The organism is Clostridium sp. 1001271B_151109_B4 (genome assembly GCF_015670405.1).
Lineage (GTDB): Bacteria > Bacillota > Clostridia > Clostridiales > Clostridiaceae > Clostridium.
Genome location: NZ_JADPBQ010000011.1, coordinates 1 through 23,384, shown reverse-complemented (window position 1 = coordinate 23,384; position 23,384 = coordinate 1). Strand labels below are relative to the sequence as shown.

Here is a 23,384-nt window from a genome sequence, read left to right as displayed (position 1 = left end):
ATTGTTCCGATATTTACGTGTGGTTTACTTCTTTCGAACTTTTGCTTTGCCATTTGAAATTCCTCCTTATTTTTAAATAAACTTTGCCTAGCGTTTGCATACTAATTTATATTCTCCATGGAGCTCATGATCGGGATTGAACCGACGACCTCCGCCTTACCAAGGCGACACTCTGCCAACTGAGCTACATGAGCATTAAAGTGCTATTCACTTTAATATACCAATTATAAAGTTTACTATCATTTGTTTTTTTTGTCAATATTAATTTACTATTATTCTTTAGTGTCGGAAAGGCACTTTTCAAGCTTTCTTTTCACCCTCTGAAGTGCATTATCTATAGACTTTGCATGTCTATCTAAATCACATGCAATTTCTTGATAAGACTTACCATCAAGATAAGATTGTAACACTTCCATTTCTAAATCAGAAAGCACTTTTGAAATTGCTTCTTCAATATACCTTTTTTCTTCTTTTCCAATAATAAGTTCTTCTGGATCACTTATCTTCATACTTGATAGTATATCCAAAAGTGTTCTTTCTGAATCATCTTCTGATACAGGTTTATTAAGAGATACATATGTATTTAATGGAATATGTTTTTGCCTTGTTGCTGTTTTTATTGCAGTAATTATCTGCCTGGTTATACATAACTCAGCAAACCCTCTAAATGTAGTTGATTTTTCATAATTAAAATCTCTTATTGCTTTATATAAACCAATCATTCCTTCTTGATATATATCCTCTTTATCAGCCCCAATCAGGAAATACGATTTAGATTTTACCTTAACAAAGCTTTCATATTTAGAAATAACATATTCTTGAGCTCTACTATTTCCATTTTTTGCTTCAACCACAATTTCTTCTTCTGACATTCCTTCAAATTCACTTGCTATCTCATTCGAATAATCTTTGTTATCCACAAATCCCCCTCCATTCCCAAAAAGCGCCTTTATATTTACCCACGCCTCATAGCCTCTAATTTTTTTAAAATATCATCATCAATATTATCCTGTACAGTACTTTTATGTGAAGTATATACTTTTTTAGTTGCTTTTCTTATATCTTCCGATGTATCAAATACCATATTATAGAATTCTATACTTGAAATTCTAGTTGCACCCCTTTGGAAAATTGTCTGTTGTTCCAATGAATCAGATGTAACCACCGATACTTCAAATCTTCTACCAATATTATGTATCTCTCTTTCAATATAAGCATCTGCTGTTTCACCACTTTTAGTAAATACTACTGTTAGATTTTTATTGTGTTCATATTTATTTTCTAAATTACCAGCTACTCTATACCCATCAAATACTAACATAATTTTGCACTGATGAATAGCACCATAATTATGTAAAATATCTATAAGCTTTTGTCTAGCACTATCTAAACTTATCTCTTTTTCACTCTTTAAATTACTCCAACTATTTATTACATTATATCCATCTATAAATATAAATTTCACTGCTTACCCCTACGTGCACTAAATTATTTAGTTAATCTACCTTTTAAAACCTCATACATCATTATACCACCTGCAACCGAAGCATTTAAAGAGTTAATTTTTCCTATCATAGGGATTTTTACTAATAAATCACACTTTTTAAGAGTTAAATTAGAAATTCCTTTCCCTTCGCTTCCTATTATTAATGCACAAGCACCTGAAAAATCAGTGTTGTAGCTATAATCTTTTCCATCTATATCTGCACCATAAATCCAAATCCCTTGTTCTTTTAAAATATCTATAGTTGCATTTATATTAGTAACCTTTGCAATTCTCATATGCTCTATTGCTCCAGCTGAACATTTGTAAACTGTAGATGTCACTCCAACATTTCTTCTCTTAGGTATAATAATACCGTGAACTCCACAAAGCTCTGCCGTTCTTATTATCGATCCTAAGTTATGTGGGTCTTCAATTTCATCTAATATTACTATAAAAGGCTTTTCATCTTTTCTTTTCGCATATTCTAATATATCATTTACTTCACAATATTTAAAAGGAGTAACTTTTGCAATAATTCCTTGGTGATTTAATCCTTCACACATTACATCCAATTTTCTTCTATCAGCTTCCTTAACTACAACGCCTTTATCCTTTGCTAATCCTAAAGCAACCTTTACTGATCCTTCTAAATCACCTTTACTTATATATAAACACTCTATTGTTCTATCACTTTTCAATGCTTCAATTACAGCATTTCTTCCAATTACTAAATCTTCTCTTATCGCTTCACTACTTGTTTCTCTTGTTCCAGAAACATAATTTCTATCTTTTTTTTCTTCTCTTCTATCCTGGAATCTATTATTTTTTTCTTGTATCCTATTACTTTTCTCTTGGAATTTATTAAATTCTCTTTCTCTTCTTCTTGGATTCTCTCTCTTAGTCATAACTATTCTCCTTTTTTCTTATAGTTCTATGGAAATTGCATTATTTAATATAAACTCTAATCTTTCAGTATTACCTATTAAATATAGATATCCTACTAACGCTTCAAAACCTGTTGCCATTCTATAATCTCTTACATCTGCATTTTTAGGAACTGTGGCTGATTTAGCATTTCTTCCTCTTTTATAGATATAACTTTCATCTTCAGTTAATTTATCTTCAATTTTATGCATAATAACTGCTTGACTTTTAGCTTTAACATATCCGATTGCTTTAACATGTATTTTATGGGCAGTTAACTCAATATTTTCAGATAATATGTGGTTTCTAATAAAAAGTTCATAAACTCCATCACCTACTAATGCAAGTTGAAGTGGATTTAGAAGTCGTGCTTCTTTTTCCGTAAATTCTCTTACTCTTAAATCCTTAAGCATCTTTTAATTTCTCCTCAATTATATAATAACCATATTTATTACAATAGTAATTAAAAACTAAGAGTTAAAAGGAAGGAATAAACTTCTATGAAAGTTTATTAAAATTTATTAGGAACCCACTAATCCTTCTCTCTTAACTCTACTTTAATTTCTTTTATATTTTTAATAAATTAATTAATCAATTTTTTCCATCTAACACCTTGTGGAGTATCTAGAAGTTCTATACCTTTAGCTTTTAAATCATCTCTTATTTTATCTGCTAAAGCGAAATTTCTATCTTTTCTAGCTTGTTGTCTTTCAGCTATTAAAGCTTCAATTTCTTCTTCTAAATTCCCCTTAGTTGTCTTTTGTAGTATTCCTAAAGGCGAACCTAATTCTCTAATTAATTCTAATGCTTTTTCGCATAATTCCTTTGATGAATTTATTCCAACATTACTATTGATATCTCTTATTAAATCAAATAATACAGATATCGCATCGGCTGTATTGAAATCATCATCCATTTTTTCAATATATCTTTGTCTATAAGCATCTAATGAATTTAAATACTTAACCTCATCTTCTGTCATTTCATTAATTTTTACTTCTGAAATTAAATTTTCTAAATTTCCAATTGCATTATATAATCTTTCAACTGAAGCCTTAGCTGATTCTAATAAATCATTACTAAAATTCAATTGGATTCTATAATGTCCTGAAAGCATTAAGAATCTAATTACATCAGCATCATATTCCTTTAAAGCATCTCTTGCTGTTAAGAAATTATTTAAAGACTTAGACATCTTTTGATTATTAACATTTAAGAATGCTGCATGCATCCAATAGTTTGCAAATTTCTTACCTGTTAAAGCTTCGCTTTGAGCTATCTCATTTTCATGATGTGGAAATGCTAAGTCCATTCCTCCAGCATGTATATCAATAGTTTCTCCAAGTAATTTCTTGGCCATGCATGAACACTCAATATGCCATCCTGGTCTTCCAACACCCCATGGGCATTCCCAACCTGGTTCACCTGGCTTTTGAGCTTTCCAAATAGCAAAATCTACAGGATCTTCTTTTCTTTCATCCACATTAATTCTTGCTCCTGATCTTAAATCATCAAGATTTTGACCTATAAGCTGTCCGTAACTTTCGAACTTTTTAGTTCTAAAATAAACATCTCCATCAACTTCATAAGCATATCCTTTTTCTATTAATCCAGACACAAATTCAATTATCTCTGAAATATACTCAGTTGCTCTTGGATTTGTTGTTGCTCTTTTTATATTAAGCCCATCAGCATCTTTATAATATTCTGCTATATATTTATCTCCAATTTCTTTTACTGTAGTATGCTCTTCATTAGCTTTATTTATCATTTTATCATCTATATCAGTAAAATTTTGAACAAAGTTAACTTCATATACCCTATATTCCATATATCTTCTTATAGTATCAAAAACAATAAACGTTCTTCCATTTCCTATATGAAAATAGTTATATACTGTTGGCCCACAAACATACATGCTTATCTTCCCTGGTACTATAGGAACAAATTCTTCTTTTTTTCTAGTTAAAGAATTATATATTTTCATTATGAAATTCCTCCTTTTTTTATTTTTTCTATCCTATAATTTTATATTATTACTTTCAAATTGAGATTTTACTTTTTCTATAACATCATCAATTTTTATTACTTCCATCTCACCATCTCTTAATTTAAATTCAACTTCACCATCAGTTATTTTCTTACCAACAGTAACTCTCATTGGAATTCCAATAAGTTCTGAATCCTTAAATTTAACTCCTGGTCTTTCGTTTCTATCATCTAATATAGCATCTACACCAATTTTTCTTAAATCTTCATATAGTTTATTAGCTATTTCCATTTGAGCTTCATCTTTAATATTTACTGGAATAACTGATACATGGTATGGTGCAACTGAAAGAGGCCATATTATTCCACTTTCATCATGATGTTGCTCAATTATTGATGCCATTGTTCTTGTAACACCAATACCATAACATCCCATAACAAATGGAGTGTTTTTACCATTTTCATCTATAAATGTAGCATTCATAGCTGATGAATATTTAGTTCCTAATTTAAATATGTGACCTACTTCTGTTCCCCTTGCTATAGTAACTTCAGCTCCACATTCTGGACATTTTTCTCCTGTTTCAATTTTTCTATAATCTCCTACAGTACCTTCAAAGTCTCTTCCATAGTTAACATTCTTTAAGTGGTATCCTGTTTCATTAGCTCCTAATATCATGTTATACATGTAAGTGACTTCTTCATCTACTAATAATAAGTCTACCTTTATCCCTACTGGTCCTCCAAATCCAACTTCACAACCTGTAGCTTTTGTATATTCTTCATGAGAAGCCATAGCTATATCTCCTGAAGCTTTTGCAGCATTAGCTACTTTTACTTCATTAACTTCTCTATCTCCTCTAACAACTACACCTACTATTTTTCCATCTACATTAAACATTAATAGCTTAACAGTCTTCTTTGGTGACACATTTAAGAACGTTGAAACTTCTTCTATTCCTCTACTATCTGGAGTAGCTACCCTTTCCATCTCTAATAATTCTTCAATTTCTGCTCTTTCTGGCGTAGCTTCAGCTTTTTCTATATTAGCTGCATAATCACAAGATGTACAGAATACTACATCATCTTCACCAACTTCTGATTTAACCATAAATTCTGCTGAGTTTGATCCTCCAATTGCTCCTGAATCCGCAGCAACGCATTTAGCATCAATTCCACATCTATTAAAAATCTTTACATATGCATCATGCATTTTATCATAAGATAGATCCAATCCAGCTTGATCCTTATCAAAACTATAAGCATCTTTCATTATGAATTCTCTAGATCTCATAATACCAAATCTTGGTCTTCTTTCATCTCTATACTTCGTTTGAATTTGATAAAGATTTACTGGTAATTGCTTATATGACTTTATTTCATTTCTAGCTATATCTGTAAATACTTCTTCATGTGTTGGCCCAAGACAGAAATCTCTGTTATTTCTATCCTTTAATCTAAACATTTCATCTCCGTAAACATCCCATCTACCAGATTCTTGCCATAACTCTGCTGGTAATACTGCAGAAGCTAAAAATTCTTGCGCTCCAGCTGCATTCATTTCTTCTCTAACTATTTCTTCTATATTCTTTAAAACCTTTAATCCAATTGGCATATAATTATATATACCTGCTGCCATTTTTCTAATCATTCCAGCTCTAAGCATAAGCTTATGACTATCTATTTCAGCTTCTGCTGGCACTTCTCTTAATGTTGATACTAACATATTTGACATCTTCATAATTATTTTCCTCCTGATTTTCTCTATCTAATATTTTATTTCTTAATTACTAGAGCATTAGAAATTGATAATTGTACTAAAACCTATTAATAAATTTCCCCCTAATTTTATTAAATAAGCCTTTCCTTACTTTTATCATTAATTTATCCATGCATCCTTTTGTTTATAAATAAAAAAAGTCCGTCCCTAATATAGAATTAGGGCGAACTTGTATCCGCGGTACCACCTAAATTTGTGCTTTAATAATGATAACGGTGTTAAACCGATAGTTTTTACCTACAACTCAAAAGCTGGTTCAAAATCTGTTGAAAATCTTACAGCCAAAGGATTTTCTCTCTGATTAGCGATTTCTACTATTCTTCATCACTGCTTTAGTAATATTCTTTTTTGATTAATTTATTATATAATCTTAAAAATACTCTGTCAACATAATGGAATTCAAATTAAATAAGCTTTTCACCTAAAATTAAATCTTCTGGAGTTGTAACTTTAATATTAGTATATTCACCATCATAAATATATACACTATATCCACATTTCTCTGCTACCATAGTATCATCTGTTACAATATAATTATTAATTTTTATCTTTTCATGACATTCTAATATTTCATTAAACTTAAAAACTTGAGGAGTTTGTATTGATACTAAACTCTCTCTATCTGGTGTACTAATCGAAAAGTTTTTTTCATTTTTAACCTTAATTGTATCTTTAGGCATGACTCCTGGTGCACATGCTCCATAAATTTGAGCAAATCTAATTCCATCATCTATTATTCTATTAGAAATAAAAGGCCTTGCTCCATCATGTATTAATACAATATCTGTATTAGTACCTTCTAAACTTTTAAGGCCATTATATACAGAATCTTGTCTTTCTGTACCACCTATAACTATATTATCTATATTCAAATTATATTTTTCTAAAATATTTTCTTTAAAATAATCTATTTCATCTTTAGGTAATACAACTACTATATTGTTTATTTTTTTATTTTCACTAAATTTTTTTATTGTATAATAAATAATAGGCTTTCCTTTTATCTCAATAAATTGCTTACTAACAGGTGCCCCCATGCGTTTTCCTTTACCACCAGCTAAAATAATAGCACTTATCATTTGAGTTCTCCTTTAATTATCTTTTGGTTTTGCAAAAATCATTCTTCCAGCAGATGTTTGAAGAACAGACGTTACAATAACTAAAATTTCCTCTCCAATGTACTTCTTTCCACCTTCAACTACAATCATAGTTCCATCATCTAAGTATCCAATACCTTGAGTAGATTCTTTACCATCTTTAATAACTATAGTTTTCATTTCCTCACCTGGAAGTACTACTGGCTTAATTGCATTAGCCAATTCATTTATATTTAAAACAGGAACTCCTTGGAATTCTGCAACTTTATTTAAATTGAAATCATTAGTTATTACTTTCCCACCTAACTTTTGAGCTAATTTCAATAACTTACTATCAACTTCAGCAATATCTTTAAAGTCACCTTCCCAAATTTGAGTTTCAATTTCTAATTCCTTTTGAATCTTATTTAATATATCTAACCCTCTTCTTCCTCTATTTCTTTTTAGTGAATCTGAAGAATCTGATATATGTCTAAGCTCATCTAAAACAAAGCTAGGTATAACTAAAGTTCCTTCTATAAATCCAGTTTGACATAAATCAAATATTCTTCCATCTATAATTACAGATGTGTCTAAAACTTTAGCATTTCCCTTCGCATAACCTCTACTTTTCTTATCTTTCTCTTTTTCTCTTTCTCTTTGATTATTTCTTTTAAATATAAGTAACGTTGAAGAAATATCATCCTTCTTTTTTATAAATATTTCTGCACCTAATATGGCCGCAATAAGTTCTAATAATACAAATATTATTGGCCCAATTGCAGGATGTATCCCTACAAATATTCCTGATAAAGGAGCTCCAATAAATGCTGCAATAATCAATCCAATTAACAATCCTGCACTTCCGTAAATTAACTCTTGTGCACTTAATCTTTGAATGTTTTTTTCAATTTTATCTATAGTGCTAGATATTACTTTATATAACCCTGGCGAAATAAAATAAAAAATAATTCCGAAAAGCAAAACACATAAAATATAAAATATCGTAGTAGCTACTACACCTTTTATTATATTAATTCTAAGCCCTGTATTAATTGCTAATATAGCTTCTGCAATGATATATCCTACCACTAATCCTAAAAGAGTAAAAATAATTTTTAATCCCTTCTTAAACAAAAACTCACCTCCTATTTAAATTACTTTTAATTTAAGTAATAGTTATAAATAACCATTTTTATTATACCATATTATTTATATTACTATTACTAAATTTTAACTTTAAAGAATAAATTAAATTTTAATACCCCCTATCAAAATATGACCAGGTTGTTTATTATAATATTAAGCCAATACAGATAAGGCTTGTATTGACAAAATTGTCTGAAAATACTTATAATTTAATTATGAATTATATTTCTAAGGAGTTGAGGCAAATGAAAGACATTATATTCGATAGCTTTCAAAATGACGTCAGTGAATCCCTACTAAGGCATAAAAGCATTCTTGATATATTAACTAAATATACTGAATCCAGTTGTAGAATTAACCGAGCTGTAGCTAAAGCCGTAACTAACTGTGGTTGCATTGAGATAAATGCAAAAAAACAATGTTTGCCAAACGATGACAACTCATTGGAAGATTTATCAAACTGCTTAAAAACTCATCTTGATGGTTGTTTATGTGATAACTGTCGTGAGGTTATAGAAAGAGAAATTGGAAATAATTTGTTTTATCTTACTTCCCTTTGTAATGCGCTTGATATAAATCTTTATGATGTTTTACTAAAAGAAAGTGACAAAATGAATACACTGGGTAAATTTACCTTTAGATAAATATATAAGCAGGTTTTTACCTGCTTATATATTTTTACCATTAAGTCTTATTAATATTCTTAATTTATTACTAAAGTTCCTTCTTTAAATAGATTTGTTCTTTTATTCTCTTTAGTCCGCTTCTGATTGCTGTAGCCCTAGCTTCTCCAATACCTTCTACTTGATCTAATTCTTCCTTACTTGCAGCTATTACATATTTTAATTCTTTAAAATGCTTAATTAAATTTTCAATTATATTAGTAGGTATTCTTGGAATTTTAAATAATATTCTATATCCCTTAGGTGATATTAATGTATCTACTACTGAAACACCTCCAAATCCAAGTACCTTTGCTATGATCTCTAAATCTACTAACTCTTCAGAGTTTAACTTTTGAATTTCTTTATAAATGTTATTATGATCAGCATTTTCTCCACAATAGTCTCTTATTAAAAGAATTCCATCTCTTTCAATATATCTTATTAACTCATTTAATTGCATAGAAATTAATCTACCCTCATTTCCAAGTTCTAATATATATCTTTTTATTTCTTCTACGATTCTCATTACCATTTCTGTTCTTTGTATTGCAGTTACAACATCAAAAACCGTTGTTAAATCTTGAAATTCTAATATATTTAAATTATTTATTACTCTCTCTAATACATTTACATACTTTTCTAGGGTTTGGATTGCTTGATTTGCTCTTGCTAAAATTACACTACTATCTTGTAATACATATTTTATATCACCTTTATATACAGTAATAATATTTCTTCTTTGAGATATCGCTACAACAATTGTGTCCGTTTGCTTAGCTATTCTCTGTGCCGTTCTATGTCTTGTTCCTGTTTCATATGTTTGAACTGTTGGATCTGGTAATAATTGTGCATTAGCACAAACAATTTTTCTTAAATCTTGACTTAATACTATTGCTCCATCCATTTTAGCCAATTCGTATATATATGCTGGAGTATATTCAGAATTAATATTAAATCCTCCATCAACAATACGCATTACCTCATCAGAATCTCCTAAAACTATTAACCCTCCTGTTTTAGCTCTCAAAATATTTTCTAAGCCTTCTCTTAAATATGTTCCAGGACTAACTATCTTTAATATATTTTTTATTTCATTATCATCCTTAATTCTCATGCAATCACCTAACTTTTATTTTCAATTCATATCTCTATTTATATAAATAAGCCAATACTTCTTAGCTTATCATTATTATTCGTTTCCTAACATATATAATATTACTATTATATAAATATTAACTCAATGATTTTGTAAATATTTATAAATAATATTCTTTATAGTTTTTTCTACAAAAAAAGTAAGTATAACTTACTATACTTACTTTATTACATAATTATATTATTTATATACATCTGCTATAACATCATTTAATGTTTTCATAGACATTATTTTTATATTGGGTATTTTTACCTCTTTATTAAATGAATCTTTAGCTACATATACCTTCTTAAATCCCATTCTTGCAAGTTCTTTTACTCTAATTTCTATGGAAGGTACCTTTTTCAATTCGCCTGTAAGCCCTACATCAGCTATAAAAGCAATATTTGCTTCAATTCCCCTTTGTTTTACAGATGAAACTATGCTCATAATAACAGCTAAATTTATTCCCTGTTCTTTTATTCTCATTCCACCAGTAGTCTTTATAATAACATTCTTATCATAAAGTCCTATTCCGCCCCTTTGCTCTAAAATAGATATTAAAGTATTAAGTTTATCCTTACCTAATGTTTCTCCAATTCTTGTAGGATACGGAGTAAATGTTTTAGATACTAAACTTTCTACCTCTGTAATTATAGGTCTAGATCCTTCTTTTATAACAGTTAAAGTACTTCCTGAAACAACCTCTCCCTCTTCCCTTTTAGTCATAAAAAACTCCGATGGATTATCTATTGATACCATTCCTTTTTCAGACATTTGGAAAAAACCTGTTTCTCCAGTACTTCCAAATCTATTTTTAGAACTTACTAATCCTCTTAGTTCTTCATCCGTATCGCATTCTATAATTAATACAGTATCTACTAGGTGTTCCAATGCTCTTAATCCTGCTAATTCATCAGCCTTAGTCATTTGCCCAACAATAATTACTGCACGCTGTCTTTTATTATCTTTAGCAATTCTTAATAACTCATTCGCACACTCCATAGTTTGTGTTGGTGACCCCGCTCTTGCTGGTAAAAAGCTATCCATAGTAAATGTTTGAATACTATCTATTATAATCAAATCTGGATCTATTTCATTAACTGCAGCTACTACATTATCCATGCTAGTCTCTTGTACTACCCAAATATTATCATTAATATTTTTTAAAATTCTATCTGCCCTATTCTTAATTTGGCTATCGCTTTCTTCACCTGAAGCATATATAACTTTAAATCCACTTCTAGCTATATTATCAGCAACTTGTAATAAGAGCGTTGATTTTCCTGCACCTGGACGTGCTGTTATTATAGTAATAGAATCCTTAACTATTCCACCACCCATTACCCTGTCAAACTCACTTATTCCTGTTACAATCCTATCGCTTTTACTTGAAGTTACTTCTGATAACTTTTTAATAGGCTTTCTTGACAACTCCCTAACTTTAATTGCTTCTTTTACTGACTTATTTTGTTGAACTACTTGTTCCTCAGTAAAGGTATTCCAATTATTACAATCCGGACATTTCCCCATCCACTTCGGTGATTCATATCCACATTCTTCACATACGAATACAGATTTTATCTTTGCCATATTATTCACCTTCTTATCTATATAAATTTTATCCTCTAATTTTCTTTATTATAATATAACATAACTTGAAATATAAAAAAATGAGGCTATATAAAAACCTCATTTTTAAAATTATTATTTATTTATAAGTGTTGCTGCCGCTTTATCTACAATTACTGTAACATCTCTATGCATTTGTAACATAGATGCAGGATTGTCTGTTGTTATCTTCCCTGAGAATAATCCTTTAATAGCTTCTGCCTTACTTTCTCCTGAAGCAATTAAAACTATTTTCTTTGACTTCATTATTCCACCTACACCCATACTTACTGCTCTTCTTGGCACATCTTCTTCATTATCAAAAAATCTTGCATTAGCTTTAATAGTGTCTTCCGTTAATGTTATTATATGAGTTCCTGAAGATAATTCTTCATCTGGTTCATTAAATGCTATATGTCCATTATTTCCTACACCTAAAAGCTGAATATCTATTCCACCTAATTCTTCAATCTTTTTATCATACTCTTTACATTCTAACTCTAAATCCTTTGCTAATCCATTAGGCACAAAAGTATTTTTTATATCTACATTAATATATTTAAATAAATTTTCATTCATGAACTGTCTATAACTTTGTTCGTGCTCAGGGTTTAATCCAACGTATTCATCAAGATTTACTGTTGTAATTTTAGAAAAATCTAATTCTTTATTTTCATACATCTTAATTAATTCTTTATACATTCCAACTGGAGAACCTCCAGTTGCTAGCCCTAAAACTGCATTTGGTTTGTCATTTATTACTTTAGCAAACTCTTTTGCTGCTACCTTACTTAATTCCTCATAATTATCAACAACTATTAAATTCATAATAATTCTCCCTCTTTCCTTGAAATATTAACTTGTAATGTAAACTTATCTGATTTGTAATATGCTTCTTCTAAAAATAAAAGCTTATCTGAACTAGTAAATGTCTTGCTAATAATCTTTAGTATAGGAGTATCTTCTTCACACTCTAATAACCCTCTTATTTCATCATTAACATTAACTGCAACTATTGAGGAATTAGAATGAGTAATTGTATATCCAAAACCTTCCAAAATCTTATATAATGATCCCGATAGCATTTCCTTATTCATACTTCCACAATAATCAACTGGAATATATACTGTTTCTAAAGCTATGCTTTCCCCATCTACTATTCTTTTTCTTGTTATCTTATATAACTTATCTAATATAAAAATATCCTGCATATCATCAGGAGTATCTATAGCTTCAAACTCTACAACCTCTGTATTCAATCTTCTTCCAGTTTGATTAATCATTTCAGTAAAGCTCATCATATCCTTTTGATTTACTTTTTGCTCACATACAAATGTGCCTTTACCTTTTTTTCTAATCAAGATTCCTTCCTGAACTAATTCACCAATAGCTTGTCTTATAGTCATCCTACTGACTTCATAAATTTCACAAAGTTCTCTTTCACTTGATATACATTCTCCAGACTTCCAAACGCCATTTGCAATTTTTTTTATTAAATCATTTTTTAATTGATAATATACTGGTATTGGACTATTTTTATCTATCATAAATATCACTCCCAAATCCATTATATTATACATACATATAGTTGTCTATACCAGTTTGTTTTTTTTTAATATAAAAAATATACATATTTATTTATTATATGGAAATACTATCTATATAATTTCCAAGGAGATGGTATTTTGATAGATAAATCTTATTTTAATAATGTTCCCTCAAAAAACATTTTAAATGATTATAAGCCTAAAAATTTATCTAGTGATTATGTAGATAGCTCTACTTTAAATTACATTGAAAACATGGTTATTAATTCTAATTTAAATAATGATAATAATATTAAATAGCTTAATATTATAAAAAAGTAAGGTGATAAATAAATCACCTTACTTTATCTTACCTAAATTAAAAAGTTTGTAGCACTCACCTATGAGAAAATACTAATATCTCATCTCTACATTCAACTTTTAATTTATCTCCAACTTTAATTTCACCCTTAAGCAATTCATCACTCAATTTATCAACTATTTCTCTATTAATTATTCCTCTTAAAGGTCTTGCCCCAAATTCAAGATTCTTATTTTTATTAATAAGAAATTTATTTAAATCCTCATCGTAAACTAAATCAATATTCTTTTCTTTTAATCTACTTATTGTATCCTTTAACATGATATTTACTATTTGTAATGTATCTTCTTCCTTTAATTGATTAAATACTATTATATCATCTACCCTATTTAAAAATTCAGGCTTAAAGGCATTTTTTAATTCACCTAGTACAATATCCTTCATCTTTTCATATTCTGCTTCTTTCAAATTAGAATTAATCTCAAACCCAACTCTTCTTTGACTCTTTAATTTTTGAGCTCCAACATTAGATGTCATAATAACTATAGTATTTCTAAAGTCTACAGTTTTTCCCTTTCCATCAGTTAATCTTCCATCTTCCATAATTTGAAGTAATATATTAAATACGTCTGGATGGGCCTTTTCAATCTCATCTAATAATACAACTGAATAAGGCTTTCTCCTTACCGCCTCTGATAGCTGTCCCCCCTCTTCATATCCTACATATCCTGGAGGAGCTCCAATTAATCTTGAAACTGAATGTTTCTCCATATATTCAGACATATCAATTCTAATCAAGTTACTTATCTTTCCAAACATAACTTCTGCTAAAACATTGCAAAGTTCGGTTTTACCAACACCTGTTGGTCCACAGAAAATGAAAGTTCCAATTGGTCTATTAGGATTCTTAAGTCCAACCCTTGCTCTTTTAACCGCTCTAGTTAAAGCTTTTATCGCTTCATCCTGACCTACAACTCTTTGCCTTAGAATATCTTCTAGCTGCAATAACTTATCAGATTCCTTTTCAGTTAGTTTTTCTACTGGAACCTTAGTCCATATTGAAACAACTTTTGCAATATCATCTTCATCAACTATTTGAACTTCAGTACAACTATGTGCCCTCCATTCATTTTTAATCTTTTCAAACTCTTCTTTTAATTGCTTTTCATTATCCCTTAAACTTGCTGCTTTTTCAAAATCTTGATTTTTAATTGCATCTTCTTTTTCATTGATTATTTTTTCAATATCTAATTCTTTTTTCTTAATCTCTGGTGGAAGAGTTAATCTTGAAATTCGTACTTTAGCTGCTGCTTCATCTATTAAATCTATGGCTTTATCTGGCATATATCTATCATTTATATATCTATCTGATAAATCTACAGCCATATATAATGCACCATCAGTAATTTTAACCTTATGATGTGATTCATATTTATCTCTTAATCCAAATAAAATATTTACAGTTTCATCTTTAGATGGAGGATCAACGTTGACTGTTTGAAATCTTCTTTCTAACGCAGCATCCTTTTCTATATGTTTCCTGTATTCATCGATTGTTGTTGCTCCTATACACTTTATTTCTCCTCTTGCTAATGCAGGTTTTAAAATATTAGAGGCGTCTATGGCTCCCTCTGCTCCTCCAGCCCCCACTATGGTGTGAATTTCATCGATAAAGATTATAATATCATTTTCATTTTTAAGTTCATTCATTACCTTTTTTAATCTTTCCTCAAATTCACCCCTATATTTTGCTCCTGCAATCATAGATGTTATATCTAACACTAGTAATCTTTTATCCCTTAAACTCTCAGGTGCATCTCCAGATATAATTTTTTGTGCTAAACCTTCAATTATAGCCGTTTTTCCTACCCCAGGTTCACCAATTAAGCAAGGATTATTTTTTATTCTTCTACATAGTATTTCCAATACTCTTTCAGTTTCTTCTTCTCTACCAATTACAGGATCTAATTTCCCCTCTTTGGCACTTTGAGTTAAATCAGTACTATATTGATCTAATACAGGAGTTTTATTTTGCTTCTTTTCCTTTTGCACTGACTTTTTACTTTCTCTAAGCTCATTCCCTGAAATATATTTATCTAAATCTTGCTTAACAGATGATAAATCAACCTTACTACTTGTTAAAATGGTAAAAGCAACGCCTTCACCTTCATTTATTAAAGCTAGTAATATATGCTCAGGATTTATAAAACTATGTCCATACTTTCTTGCTATATCTAAACTATCATCAAAAAGTCTCTTTGCTCTTGGTGTTAATAGCATTTCACCTGTTGAAACTTCGTCATCACCAAATCCTAAATAATCTTCAGTCATCTTTTTCACTTTATCTATAGTAATTCCTTTATTAGTTAAAAGTTGTCCTGCATACCCATTTTCTTTTAATATTCCTAATAAAACATGTTCCGTTCCAATATAACCGTGTTTAAAAATTTGAGACTCTTGTTGTGCTTCCACTAATACAACTTGCGCTCTTTCTGTAAACCTCCCAAAAATCACAGTGTCACCTCCAAATATAATCAAATATAGATTAAATATAACTTGTTATTATATTCTGCAAATATGACCCAACCCTTTATCTCCACTTGTTTTATCATCTACTATAATTATTATGATAAAATAACCATTATAATACCCTTAAGTATTTCTGCTCTTAGCTTATTTTTATCTTCTGCATTTGATAATGTTCTATCGTTAATTGATATTTTTACAATTTCAAGTTCCCTTTTAGTTATTAATTTAGTTTCATATAGATGTTCCAATAATAATAAAGCTGAACTATAAGTTAAACTATATCCAATAGCTTTATTTATTGCCTCTAATTGTTTTTCCTTATTAGTATATTCCATTCTTTTGATTATTATATAACCGCCACCACCTCTTCTACTTTCAATCATATAACCCTTTTCCGAAGTGAATCTAGTTGTTAATACGTAATTAATTTGAGATGGAGCACAATTAAATTTATCTGCTAACTCATTTCTTTGAATAATTACCTCCTTATTCTTTTCATCTTCTATCATGTCATTTATAAACTGTGCTATCATATCTGAAATTCTTGCCACAATTTCACCTTCCTAAACGTACTTTGACCTTATTTGACTTTAATTATATATAAAATTTTTTTTAATGTCTATTCTATAATTTGATTATTTTCAGCCATTTTATTAAAGATTTATTGAAATAAATATAACTTATTATTATTTTCAATTTTCTTAACCATTTTATTATCATTTATAATATTATTTAAATCATACTTTTGATATAAATTATTTTTTTCATAAAAAAAAAGAGTCATCATAATATGACGACTCTTTTCATTGGAATTAAGCTTCAGCTGGAGCTCCTACTGGACAAACATTTGCACAGTTTCCACAATCGATACAAGTATCCGCATCAATAACGAATTGAGTATCTCCTTGGCTTATAGCGTTAACTGGACATTCTGCAGCGCAAGCTCCACAGTTAACACAAGAATCATTAATTGCGTATGCCATTAAAAACACCTCCCCACCTTTTTTAATAACATAATTATTTTATCATACATAATTTTCTTTTTAAAGGTAAAGTTAAATTTACACAATTTTAATATAATTTATATCCTAAATCACCATATACCCAGAAGTTTCAATAGCGTTAATTATCTCATCTATAGATATACTCGCTCTATCATATACCAAATGTACCTCTTTTTTATTTAAATTAATTTCACATGCTAGAACTCCTACGTAATCACTTACTATACTTCGTATTTTTAAGAGGTCTGCATGACTAGTTAAATTAGAAATTCTAACTAGTTCTTTCATTAATTCTCCTCCTTAGTTACCCTTAATCAAATTCTTAATTAACTTTCTATCTTCTTCAGATTCTACCTCTAATTTTATATCATCGTCATCAACTGAATCCTCATAATGACCTTTAATTAGTTCAATAGTATCAATTTTAAATTCTTCTAATATTTCTTCTTCGCCCTTTTTAAGCTTAACTTTAACACTTTCTTTAACAATATTATTTGAAAATACCTCTCCTGTACCTTCACTTGTCTTTACTATTGATCCAACTTTAGGCATTCTTTTTCTAATATCTTCATAAGTACTTTGTTCATAATTTAAACAACACATAAGTCTTCCACAAATTCCAGATATTTTAGTTGGATTAAGTGATAAGTTTTGCTCTTTTGCCATCTTTATTGAAACTGATGCGAAATCTCCTAAAAAGCTAGAACAACACATTGGTCTACCACAAGGCCCAAGCCCACCTAACATCTTAGCTTCATCTCTAACTCCTATTTGTCTAAGCTCTATACGAGTTTTAAATATTGTTGCTAAATCCTTAACTAATTCTCTAAAATCAACTCTTCCATCTGCTGTGAAATAGAATATAACTTTATTATTGTCAAAAGTATATTCTACATCTATAAGTTTCATAGTTAACCCATGCTCTTGAATTTTCTTTAAACATATATTAAATGCATCTTTTTCTTTATCTTTATTTTTGAAATGTTTATCTATATCCTCTTCAGTTGCTATTCTTAATACACTCTTAAGTGGGGCAACTATATCATTTTCATTTATTTCTTTTATTCCTATTACACATTCTCCAAATTCAATACCTCTAGCTGTTTCCACTACTACATATGTATCTTTTTGTATATTCATATCTGCTGGATCAAAATAATATATCTTTCCAGCTTTCTTAAATCTAACTCCTACGACCTTTATCATAACTAACCCTCCATGAAGCCCATTAACATTACTCGTAGTGTCATTACCCAACTAACATTACTCTTAATATTTTTTCGTGCTTCTTCTATTGTCTTTATCATATTATTTAACTTTCTAAATGACATTTCTTTAGTAAGTTCTCTTATATCTTCAAGTTTATCACCATTTATGATAAATTCCTCATTTTCAACTTCTTTATCTATTAAAATATCCCTAATAAAAGATCCAAATATATTTAATACTTCTTCTTTATTATCCTTTAAAGTACTTAAAGCTTCTTCTTGTTGTAGTACAATTTCTATATCATTTTTATTTAAATTCTTAATTATTTCAACAACTTTGCTTCTTAATTCCCTTAAGTTATCATCATTAAAATATCTATCTATTCTTCCTGGAATTCCTTCACTAAAAGCTATTGCTGATCTTATATCACTTTCATTATAATCAAAGCCTTTAATTTTTATATATTCATATAATTCATTCTTAGTTAATGGCGTTAATTTATATATCTCACACCTAGATTTTATTGTATCTAAAATTAATTCTAAACTCTCACATAATATTATTATGTGAACTCCTATTGGTGGTTCTTCTATGGTTTTTAAAAGTGCATTTTGAGCTTGAATAGTAAGCTTATTTCCCTCATGTATAATTATAACCTTTTTATTGCCTTCAAAAGGTTTCTTAGATACTTCCTCAATTATATCTCTAACATCATCTACTCCAAAAGATGCTTTACTGCTCTTATAATTGATTATATCCACATATTCTCTCTCTAAATCTCCATTTAAAATAAGCTTAGCCAAAATGTTAGCTAATTTACTTTTTCCGATTCCATCTTCTCCTGCAATGAGGTGTGCATGAGAAAGTGTATTTTTCAAACATCTATCTTTAAAATTATTAATTAAATCACTATATCCTATAAAGTTTCTCATACATACACCTCCTAATCAACTTAATTAAACTTTATAAAATTGATCAACATCTAAAACAAAGACTGTAGCCCCACCAACTTCTACTTCAATTGGATAAGGCATATACATTCCTGATCCACTGCCGATTGTACTTGGTGTTGGCGTAGATACCATCTCTTTTCTTTTTTTGCAAACATCCTCAATAACTTTAACAACATCCTTTACTACTTTTTCTTCAACCCCAATCATTAAAGTAGTATTCCCTGATTTTAAAAAACCTCCCGTAGTTGCTAATTTAGTTACCCTATAATTTTTATCTGTAAGCTCTTCAATTAAATCTATAGCGTCATCATCTTGTACTATAGCTAAAACTAGTTTCATACCATATACCTCCACTTTTATACTAATAAATTCTTCTTATATATTTTATCATAAATATATAAGAATTTACTAAATTTTCTCCTCAAATAATGTATTATATGAATTTTTATTTTCATTTTCTACTATTATCTATATTAAATTATTAATACTAATACAAAATTTGTGATAAAAATAAGAGGATTGTTAAAAACAAAGAACTATCCTTCAAACAATCCCTTATTTTAAACAACCCATCTTAAATTTATATATATTTTTTTACCTTTTCATAAACTTCATCATTAATTTCTTCTATACTTCTAAGTTTAGAATTTTCACAACACTTAACAACATCCCAATTATATTTTTCTGCAATATATAAAGAATTTTTATATGAATTCATCAAATATTCCTTATTACTTTCATGAATATCTTTTGTTTCTTCCCCCGTAAACTTATTAGCTCTATTTTTCATAAGCTCTTGGCTTACTTCAGGATCAACATCTAAGAATATAACATGATCTGGCTTTGGAATTTGATAAATATTAAATTCTAAATCGTATAGCCATTCAATAAACTTCTCTTTCTCTTCACCATTTAGCTTCGCAGCCTGATGTACCATATTTGAAGTAGTATATCTATCACTTATAATAATTCCACCATTCTCATAAAACTCACCCCATTTAGTCTTATAAGACGCATACCTATCAGCTGCATAAAAAGTCGATGAGACATATGGACTAACATCATTTGGATCTTTTCCAAAATCTCCATTTAAGTACATCTTAACTAGAGCTGATGAATCACTCACATAATCAGGGAAAGTTATCTTTAAGCACTCTCTTCCTTCACTTATTAATCTTTCATATAATTTTTGTGATTGAGTAGCCTTTCCACTCGCATCTGAACCTGATTCAATAATTATTAATTTACCTTTACCCATCCTTCTCATCCTTTCGATTATCTTAAGTTCTATATAACTTATTTATTATTTATTATTTTATTTGCGATAGACGTTTTTATCTTATTTTTTATTACTTCATATTCATCACTATTAATATCTACCATATTCATTTTTTCAAGACATTTATCACAAATAAAATTGTTCATTATTTGAATTCCATTTCCAATACATTCATTCTCACATATTATACAATATTTTTTTGCATCTCTCCATATATCCTTATTACTAATATCCATAAAATTAACCCTCCCTTTTTTATTAAGTCTTGCCCATTATTTAATATATATACTATCTATTTCCTAATTTATATAAATATTTTATTTGATTTAAATAGGAACTAATAATCATAGTATTAATTAAAAATATTACTTTATAAAATCAATACTATTATATACTCTGCTAAAACTTTCTATTATTTTCATTGTCTAACCTTCTATTAATAAATTAAATACTAACTAATATATTGTTATATTACAATTTAATCCTCAAAGGAAAACTTAATCATATTCTATCTTGTTCTATAAATACGCTTAAAATAAAAACCATAAAAAAATGAGATAGCCACATTAAACTTTAATGACTATCTCATTTTGCTATTCTAATTTCATACTTTTCTATTTTAAGTATAAGATTTTATACGTGAAACTAACGTATCGCTTGGCTCAAAAACAAATTTATATATTTTACCCTCTTTTTTATATATACATAATAATTTTTTTGCCTTATCAAACTTTCTAATATAATGTCTACTACATTTACATTTACTATAACCTTTAGGAACATTATTTTTTTCACCTATATAAATTATATCTCTTATTTTCAGGCTCTCCACATTCTCTTCATTTTTACTGTTTATCTTATTAATTATAAGTTTATCAGAAATTATACAGTACTTATATGCAATTTTACACTTTCTAGTTTCTATAAATAGAACTATTAGAGTTGCCATTATTAAAAGAACCTGTAATATAAATTTCATGGTAATATTTTTCCCAAAAGTCATTTTAGAAAATTGGTATATATATAGTGCAACTGTAATAGTTAATAACGAAATTATAATTGCAACTGTTTTTTTACCCTGCTTAATCTCCTTATGCATATGTGGACTTCCTCCAAATATTTCTATCTTATTTCCTCTGACAATATTCTGATTATACTAATTTTATATACAGAATTACAAACCCTATATTCTCTTTAATATCACTATCTTGTCCACTATGTATTAAATAAATTGAAATATCTTATCTAAACTAACTATTAATCATTAATATTTAACTTCTTATATTATAAGATACTATGTAAATGTATACTATAAAAATGTTAATCACAGATTTAAATTTTCTTTTATGTTATAATCTTATTATAAATTTCATGATTAATAGAGAGGTACATTAATGATTCAAATATATAAAAGTATAAGCGAAACAGATTCAACATTAAAGCAATTAGATTCAATAGAAAATGGTTGTTGGATTAATATTGTTGCCCCATCTGACGAAGAGTTAATATTAATTTCAAAAAAGACTGGAGTTCCATTAAGCTTTTTGAGAGCCCCACTTGATGATGAAGAAACTTCTAGAATAGATGTAGAGGATGATTTTACATTAGTCGTAGTAGATATTCCCTTTACAGAAATGGAGGATAACTCTTTAACTTACGATACTTATCCTTTAGCAATAATTCATTCTGAAAAAGAGATTATTACAGTATGTTTAAAGAATAGCAGAATAATAACTGATTTTATAAATGGTCGTGTGAAATCATTCTTTTCTTTTAAGAAATCTAGATTCATACTTCAAATTTTAAATAGAATTTCAACTTACTATTTAATTTATCTTAGACAAATTGATAAAAAAAGCGTAATGATTGAAAAAAGATTGCATAAATCTATGAAAAATAGAGAATTAATTCAATTACATTCATTAGAAAAATCACTAGTTTATTTCTCTACTTCGCTTAAAGCTAATGAAGTAACCTTAGAAAAAATGTTAAAAATGGATATCATGCAAAAATATGAAGATGATCAAGACGTGCTAGAAGATGTAATTATTGAAAATAAGCAAGCAATAGAAATGACTGATATCTATAGTAATATTTTATCTAGTACCATGGATTTCTTTGCTTCTGTTATATCTAATAATCTTAATATAGTTATGAAGGTTTTAGCTTCTGTTACTATATTAATGGCTATCCCAACTATAATTGGTGGCATATTTGGAATGAATGTAGCATTACCACTTCAGGATAACCCTCAAGGTTTCGTTATAATTATTTTTCTTACAATTATTTTAACACTTTTTACTGCTTTCATCTTATATAAAAAAGATATGTTTAGCTAAGATATTAAAAATATCCACAACTAATATTAAATTAGTTGTGGATATTTTATTTTATATTGTGAATAGTTTTTATCTTACTTATATTTTATGATTTATATAAAAACACAAAATAAAAAACCTACAAGAATTACTTGTAGGTTTTTTTGGAGGCGCCACCCAGATTTGAACTGGGGAATAAAGGTTTTGCAGACCTCTGCCTTACCACTTGGCTATGGCGCCATACCTGGTGGCTCGACCAGGAATCGAACCAGGGACACGAGGATTTTCAGTCCTCTGCTCTACCGACTGAGCTATCGAGCCACATTACCTAGCAACGTTCTACTCTCCCACACAGTCACCCGTGCAGTACCATCGACGCTGTAGAGCTTAACTTTCCTGTTCGGAATGGGAAGGAGTGTTTCCTCTACG

At 28.7% G+C, this 23,384-nt stretch carries 25 protein-coding genes, 3 tRNA genes and 1 rRNA gene; 3 read left to right on the top strand and 26 right to left on the bottom strand.

What is annotated here, in order from left to right:
• Positions 1-118: 118 nt before the first annotated feature.
• The 9 genes from I4V63_RS09020 to I4V63_RS08980 form a co-directional block, all read right to left on the bottom strand.
• Positions 119-194 (bottom strand) — tRNA-Thr (locus tag I4V63_RS09020).
• A gap of 78 nt (positions 195-272) precedes the next feature.
• A complete protein-coding gene (gene sigH, locus I4V63_RS09015) occupies positions 273-920 on the bottom strand; it encodes an RNA polymerase sporulation sigma factor SigH (RefSeq protein ID WP_196000961.1) in 648 nt (215 codons plus the stop codon).
• 35 nt (positions 921-955) lie between these two features.
• Entirely contained in the window at positions 956-1,465 is a 510-nt protein-coding gene (locus tag I4V63_RS09010; protein WP_196000960.1) for an NYN domain-containing protein, read from the bottom strand.
• A gap of 23 nt (positions 1,466-1,488) precedes the next feature.
• Positions 1,489-2,391 carry a 23S rRNA (guanosine(2251)-2'-O)-methyltransferase RlmB gene (gene rlmB, locus I4V63_RS09005; RefSeq protein ID WP_196000959.1) on the bottom strand — a complete coding sequence of 301 codons (903 nt, stop codon included), beginning with the start codon at positions 2,389-2,391 and terminating at the stop codon, positions 1,489-1,491.
• 18 nt (positions 2,392-2,409) lie between these two features.
• A complete protein-coding gene (locus I4V63_RS09000) occupies positions 2,410-2,823 on the bottom strand; it encodes a ribonuclease III domain-containing protein (protein ID WP_196000958.1) in 414 nt (137 codons plus the stop codon).
• 170 nt (positions 2,824-2,993) lie between these two features.
• Entirely contained in the window at positions 2,994-4,397 is a 1,404-nt protein-coding gene (gene cysS, locus I4V63_RS08995; RefSeq protein WP_196000957.1) for a cysteine--tRNA ligase, read from the bottom strand.
• A 33-nt stretch (positions 4,398-4,430) separates the two neighbouring features.
• The gene (locus I4V63_RS08990) at positions 4,431-6,140 is read right to left on the bottom strand and encodes a proline--tRNA ligase (RefSeq protein WP_196000956.1); all 1,710 of its coding nucleotides are present in this window, start codon (positions 6,138-6,140) and stop codon (positions 4,431-4,433) included.
• 443 nt (positions 6,141-6,583) lie between these two features.
• Positions 6,584-7,258 carry a 2-C-methyl-D-erythritol 4-phosphate cytidylyltransferase gene (gene ispD, locus I4V63_RS08985; RefSeq protein WP_196000955.1) on the bottom strand — a complete coding sequence of 225 codons (675 nt, stop codon included), beginning with the start codon at positions 7,256-7,258 and terminating at the stop codon, positions 6,584-6,586.
• A gap of 12 nt (positions 7,259-7,270) precedes the next feature.
• Positions 7,271-8,392, bottom strand: a complete 1,122-nt coding sequence (locus tag I4V63_RS08980) for a PIN/TRAM domain-containing protein (protein WP_196000954.1) — start codon at positions 8,390-8,392, stop codon at positions 7,271-7,273.
• Between the two features lie 257 nt (positions 8,393-8,649).
• Here I4V63_RS08980 and I4V63_RS08975 point away from each other — a divergent pair, with 257 nt between their 5' ends.
• On the top strand, positions 8,650-9,048 hold the full coding sequence (locus tag I4V63_RS08975; RefSeq protein ID WP_042401898.1) for a hypothetical protein: 399 nt from the start codon (positions 8,650-8,652) through the stop codon (positions 9,046-9,048).
• Between the two features lie 70 nt (positions 9,049-9,118).
• Here I4V63_RS08975 and disA read toward each other — a convergent pair whose 3' ends face one another.
• The 4 genes from disA to I4V63_RS08955 form a co-directional block, all read right to left on the bottom strand.
• Positions 9,119-10,183 (bottom strand): DNA integrity scanning diadenylate cyclase DisA, encoded by a 1,065-nt coding sequence (gene disA, locus I4V63_RS08970; protein ID WP_196000953.1) that lies wholly within the window; start codon positions 10,181-10,183, stop codon positions 9,119-9,121.
• 222 nt (positions 10,184-10,405) lie between these two features.
• Positions 10,406-11,797: a DNA repair protein RadA gene (gene radA / locus I4V63_RS08965; protein WP_196000952.1), complete on the bottom strand. Its 1,392-nt coding sequence runs from the start codon at positions 11,795-11,797 to the stop codon at positions 10,406-10,408.
• Between the two features lie 114 nt (positions 11,798-11,911).
• Positions 11,912-12,643, bottom strand: coding sequence for a glucosamine-6-phosphate deaminase (gene nagB / locus I4V63_RS08960; RefSeq protein WP_196000951.1), 732 nt, complete (start codon positions 12,641-12,643; stop codon positions 11,912-11,914).
• On the bottom strand, positions 12,640-13,362 hold the full coding sequence (locus tag I4V63_RS08955) for a GntR family transcriptional regulator (protein WP_196000950.1): 723 nt from the start codon (positions 13,360-13,362) through the stop codon (positions 12,640-12,642). The genes nagB and I4V63_RS08955 overlap by 4 nt, the downstream gene beginning before the upstream one ends.
• Before the next feature lie 138 nt (positions 13,363-13,500).
• Between I4V63_RS08955 and I4V63_RS08950 the strand changes: the two genes are divergently transcribed.
• The gene (locus I4V63_RS08950; protein ID WP_196000949.1) at positions 13,501-13,662 is read left to right on the top strand and encodes a hypothetical protein; all 162 of its coding nucleotides are present in this window, start codon (positions 13,501-13,503) and stop codon (positions 13,660-13,662) included.
• Positions 13,663-13,738: 76 nt separating this feature from the next.
• On the opposite strand, the gene I4V63_RS08945 is transcribed toward I4V63_RS08950, so the two are convergent.
• The 10 genes from I4V63_RS08945 to I4V63_RS08900 form a co-directional block, all read right to left on the bottom strand.
• Positions 13,739-16,177: an ATP-dependent Clp protease ATP-binding subunit gene (locus I4V63_RS08945; RefSeq protein ID WP_196000948.1), complete on the bottom strand. Its 2,439-nt coding sequence runs from the start codon at positions 16,175-16,177 to the stop codon at positions 13,739-13,741.
• Positions 16,178-16,287: 110 nt separating this feature from the next.
• Entirely contained in the window at positions 16,288-16,743 is a 456-nt protein-coding gene (locus I4V63_RS08940) for a CtsR family transcriptional regulator (RefSeq protein WP_196000947.1), read from the bottom strand.
• Positions 16,744-17,004: 261 nt separating this feature from the next.
• Positions 17,005-17,175, bottom strand: coding sequence for a 4Fe-4S binding protein (locus I4V63_RS08935; protein WP_042401880.1), 171 nt, complete (start codon positions 17,173-17,175; stop codon positions 17,005-17,007).
• 105 nt (positions 17,176-17,280) lie between these two features.
• Positions 17,281-17,484: a heavy metal-associated domain-containing protein gene (locus I4V63_RS08930; RefSeq protein WP_196000946.1), complete on the bottom strand. Its 204-nt coding sequence runs from the start codon at positions 17,482-17,484 to the stop codon at positions 17,281-17,283.
• Positions 17,485-17,496: 12 nt separating this feature from the next.
• Positions 17,497-18,402: a stage 0 sporulation family protein gene (locus I4V63_RS08925; RefSeq protein WP_196000945.1), complete on the bottom strand. Its 906-nt coding sequence runs from the start codon at positions 18,400-18,402 to the stop codon at positions 17,497-17,499.
• A 2-nt stretch (positions 18,403-18,404) separates the two neighbouring features.
• A complete protein-coding gene (locus I4V63_RS08920; RefSeq protein ID WP_196000944.1) occupies positions 18,405-19,337 on the bottom strand; it encodes a DNA polymerase III subunit delta' in 933 nt (310 codons plus the stop codon).
• 24 nt (positions 19,338-19,361) lie between these two features.
• Positions 19,362-19,697, bottom strand: coding sequence for a cyclic-di-AMP receptor (locus I4V63_RS08915; protein WP_042401863.1), 336 nt, complete (start codon positions 19,695-19,697; stop codon positions 19,362-19,364).
• A 241-nt stretch (positions 19,698-19,938) separates the two neighbouring features.
• Positions 19,939-20,616, bottom strand: a complete 678-nt coding sequence (locus I4V63_RS08910) for a deoxynucleoside kinase (protein ID WP_196000943.1) — start codon at positions 20,614-20,616, stop codon at positions 19,939-19,941.
• A gap of 38 nt (positions 20,617-20,654) precedes the next feature.
• Positions 20,655-20,873 (bottom strand): sigma factor G inhibitor Gin, encoded by a 219-nt coding sequence (locus I4V63_RS08905; RefSeq protein WP_196000942.1) that lies wholly within the window; start codon positions 20,871-20,873, stop codon positions 20,655-20,657.
• A gap of 383 nt (positions 20,874-21,256) precedes the next feature.
• Entirely contained in the window at positions 21,257-21,736 is a 480-nt protein-coding gene (locus tag I4V63_RS08900; protein ID WP_196000941.1) for a hypothetical protein, read from the bottom strand.
• A gap of 295 nt (positions 21,737-22,031) precedes the next feature.
• On the opposite strand from I4V63_RS08900, the gene I4V63_RS08895 reads away from it, so the two are divergent.
• Positions 22,032-22,976 (top strand): magnesium transporter CorA family protein, encoded by a 945-nt coding sequence (locus tag I4V63_RS08895; protein ID WP_196000940.1) that lies wholly within the window; start codon positions 22,032-22,034, stop codon positions 22,974-22,976.
• A gap of 144 nt (positions 22,977-23,120) precedes the next feature.
• Here I4V63_RS08895 and I4V63_RS08890 read toward each other — a convergent pair.
• The 3 genes from I4V63_RS08890 to rrf all read right to left on the bottom strand — a co-directional run.
• Positions 23,121-23,195 (bottom strand) — tRNA-Cys (locus tag I4V63_RS08890).
• Positions 23,196-23,200: 5 nt separating this feature from the next.
• Positions 23,201-23,276 (bottom strand) — tRNA-Phe (locus I4V63_RS08885).
• Positions 23,277-23,281: 5 nt separating this feature from the next.
• Positions 23,282-23,384, bottom strand: a 5S ribosomal RNA gene (gene rrf, locus I4V63_RS08880); the annotation flags it as partial.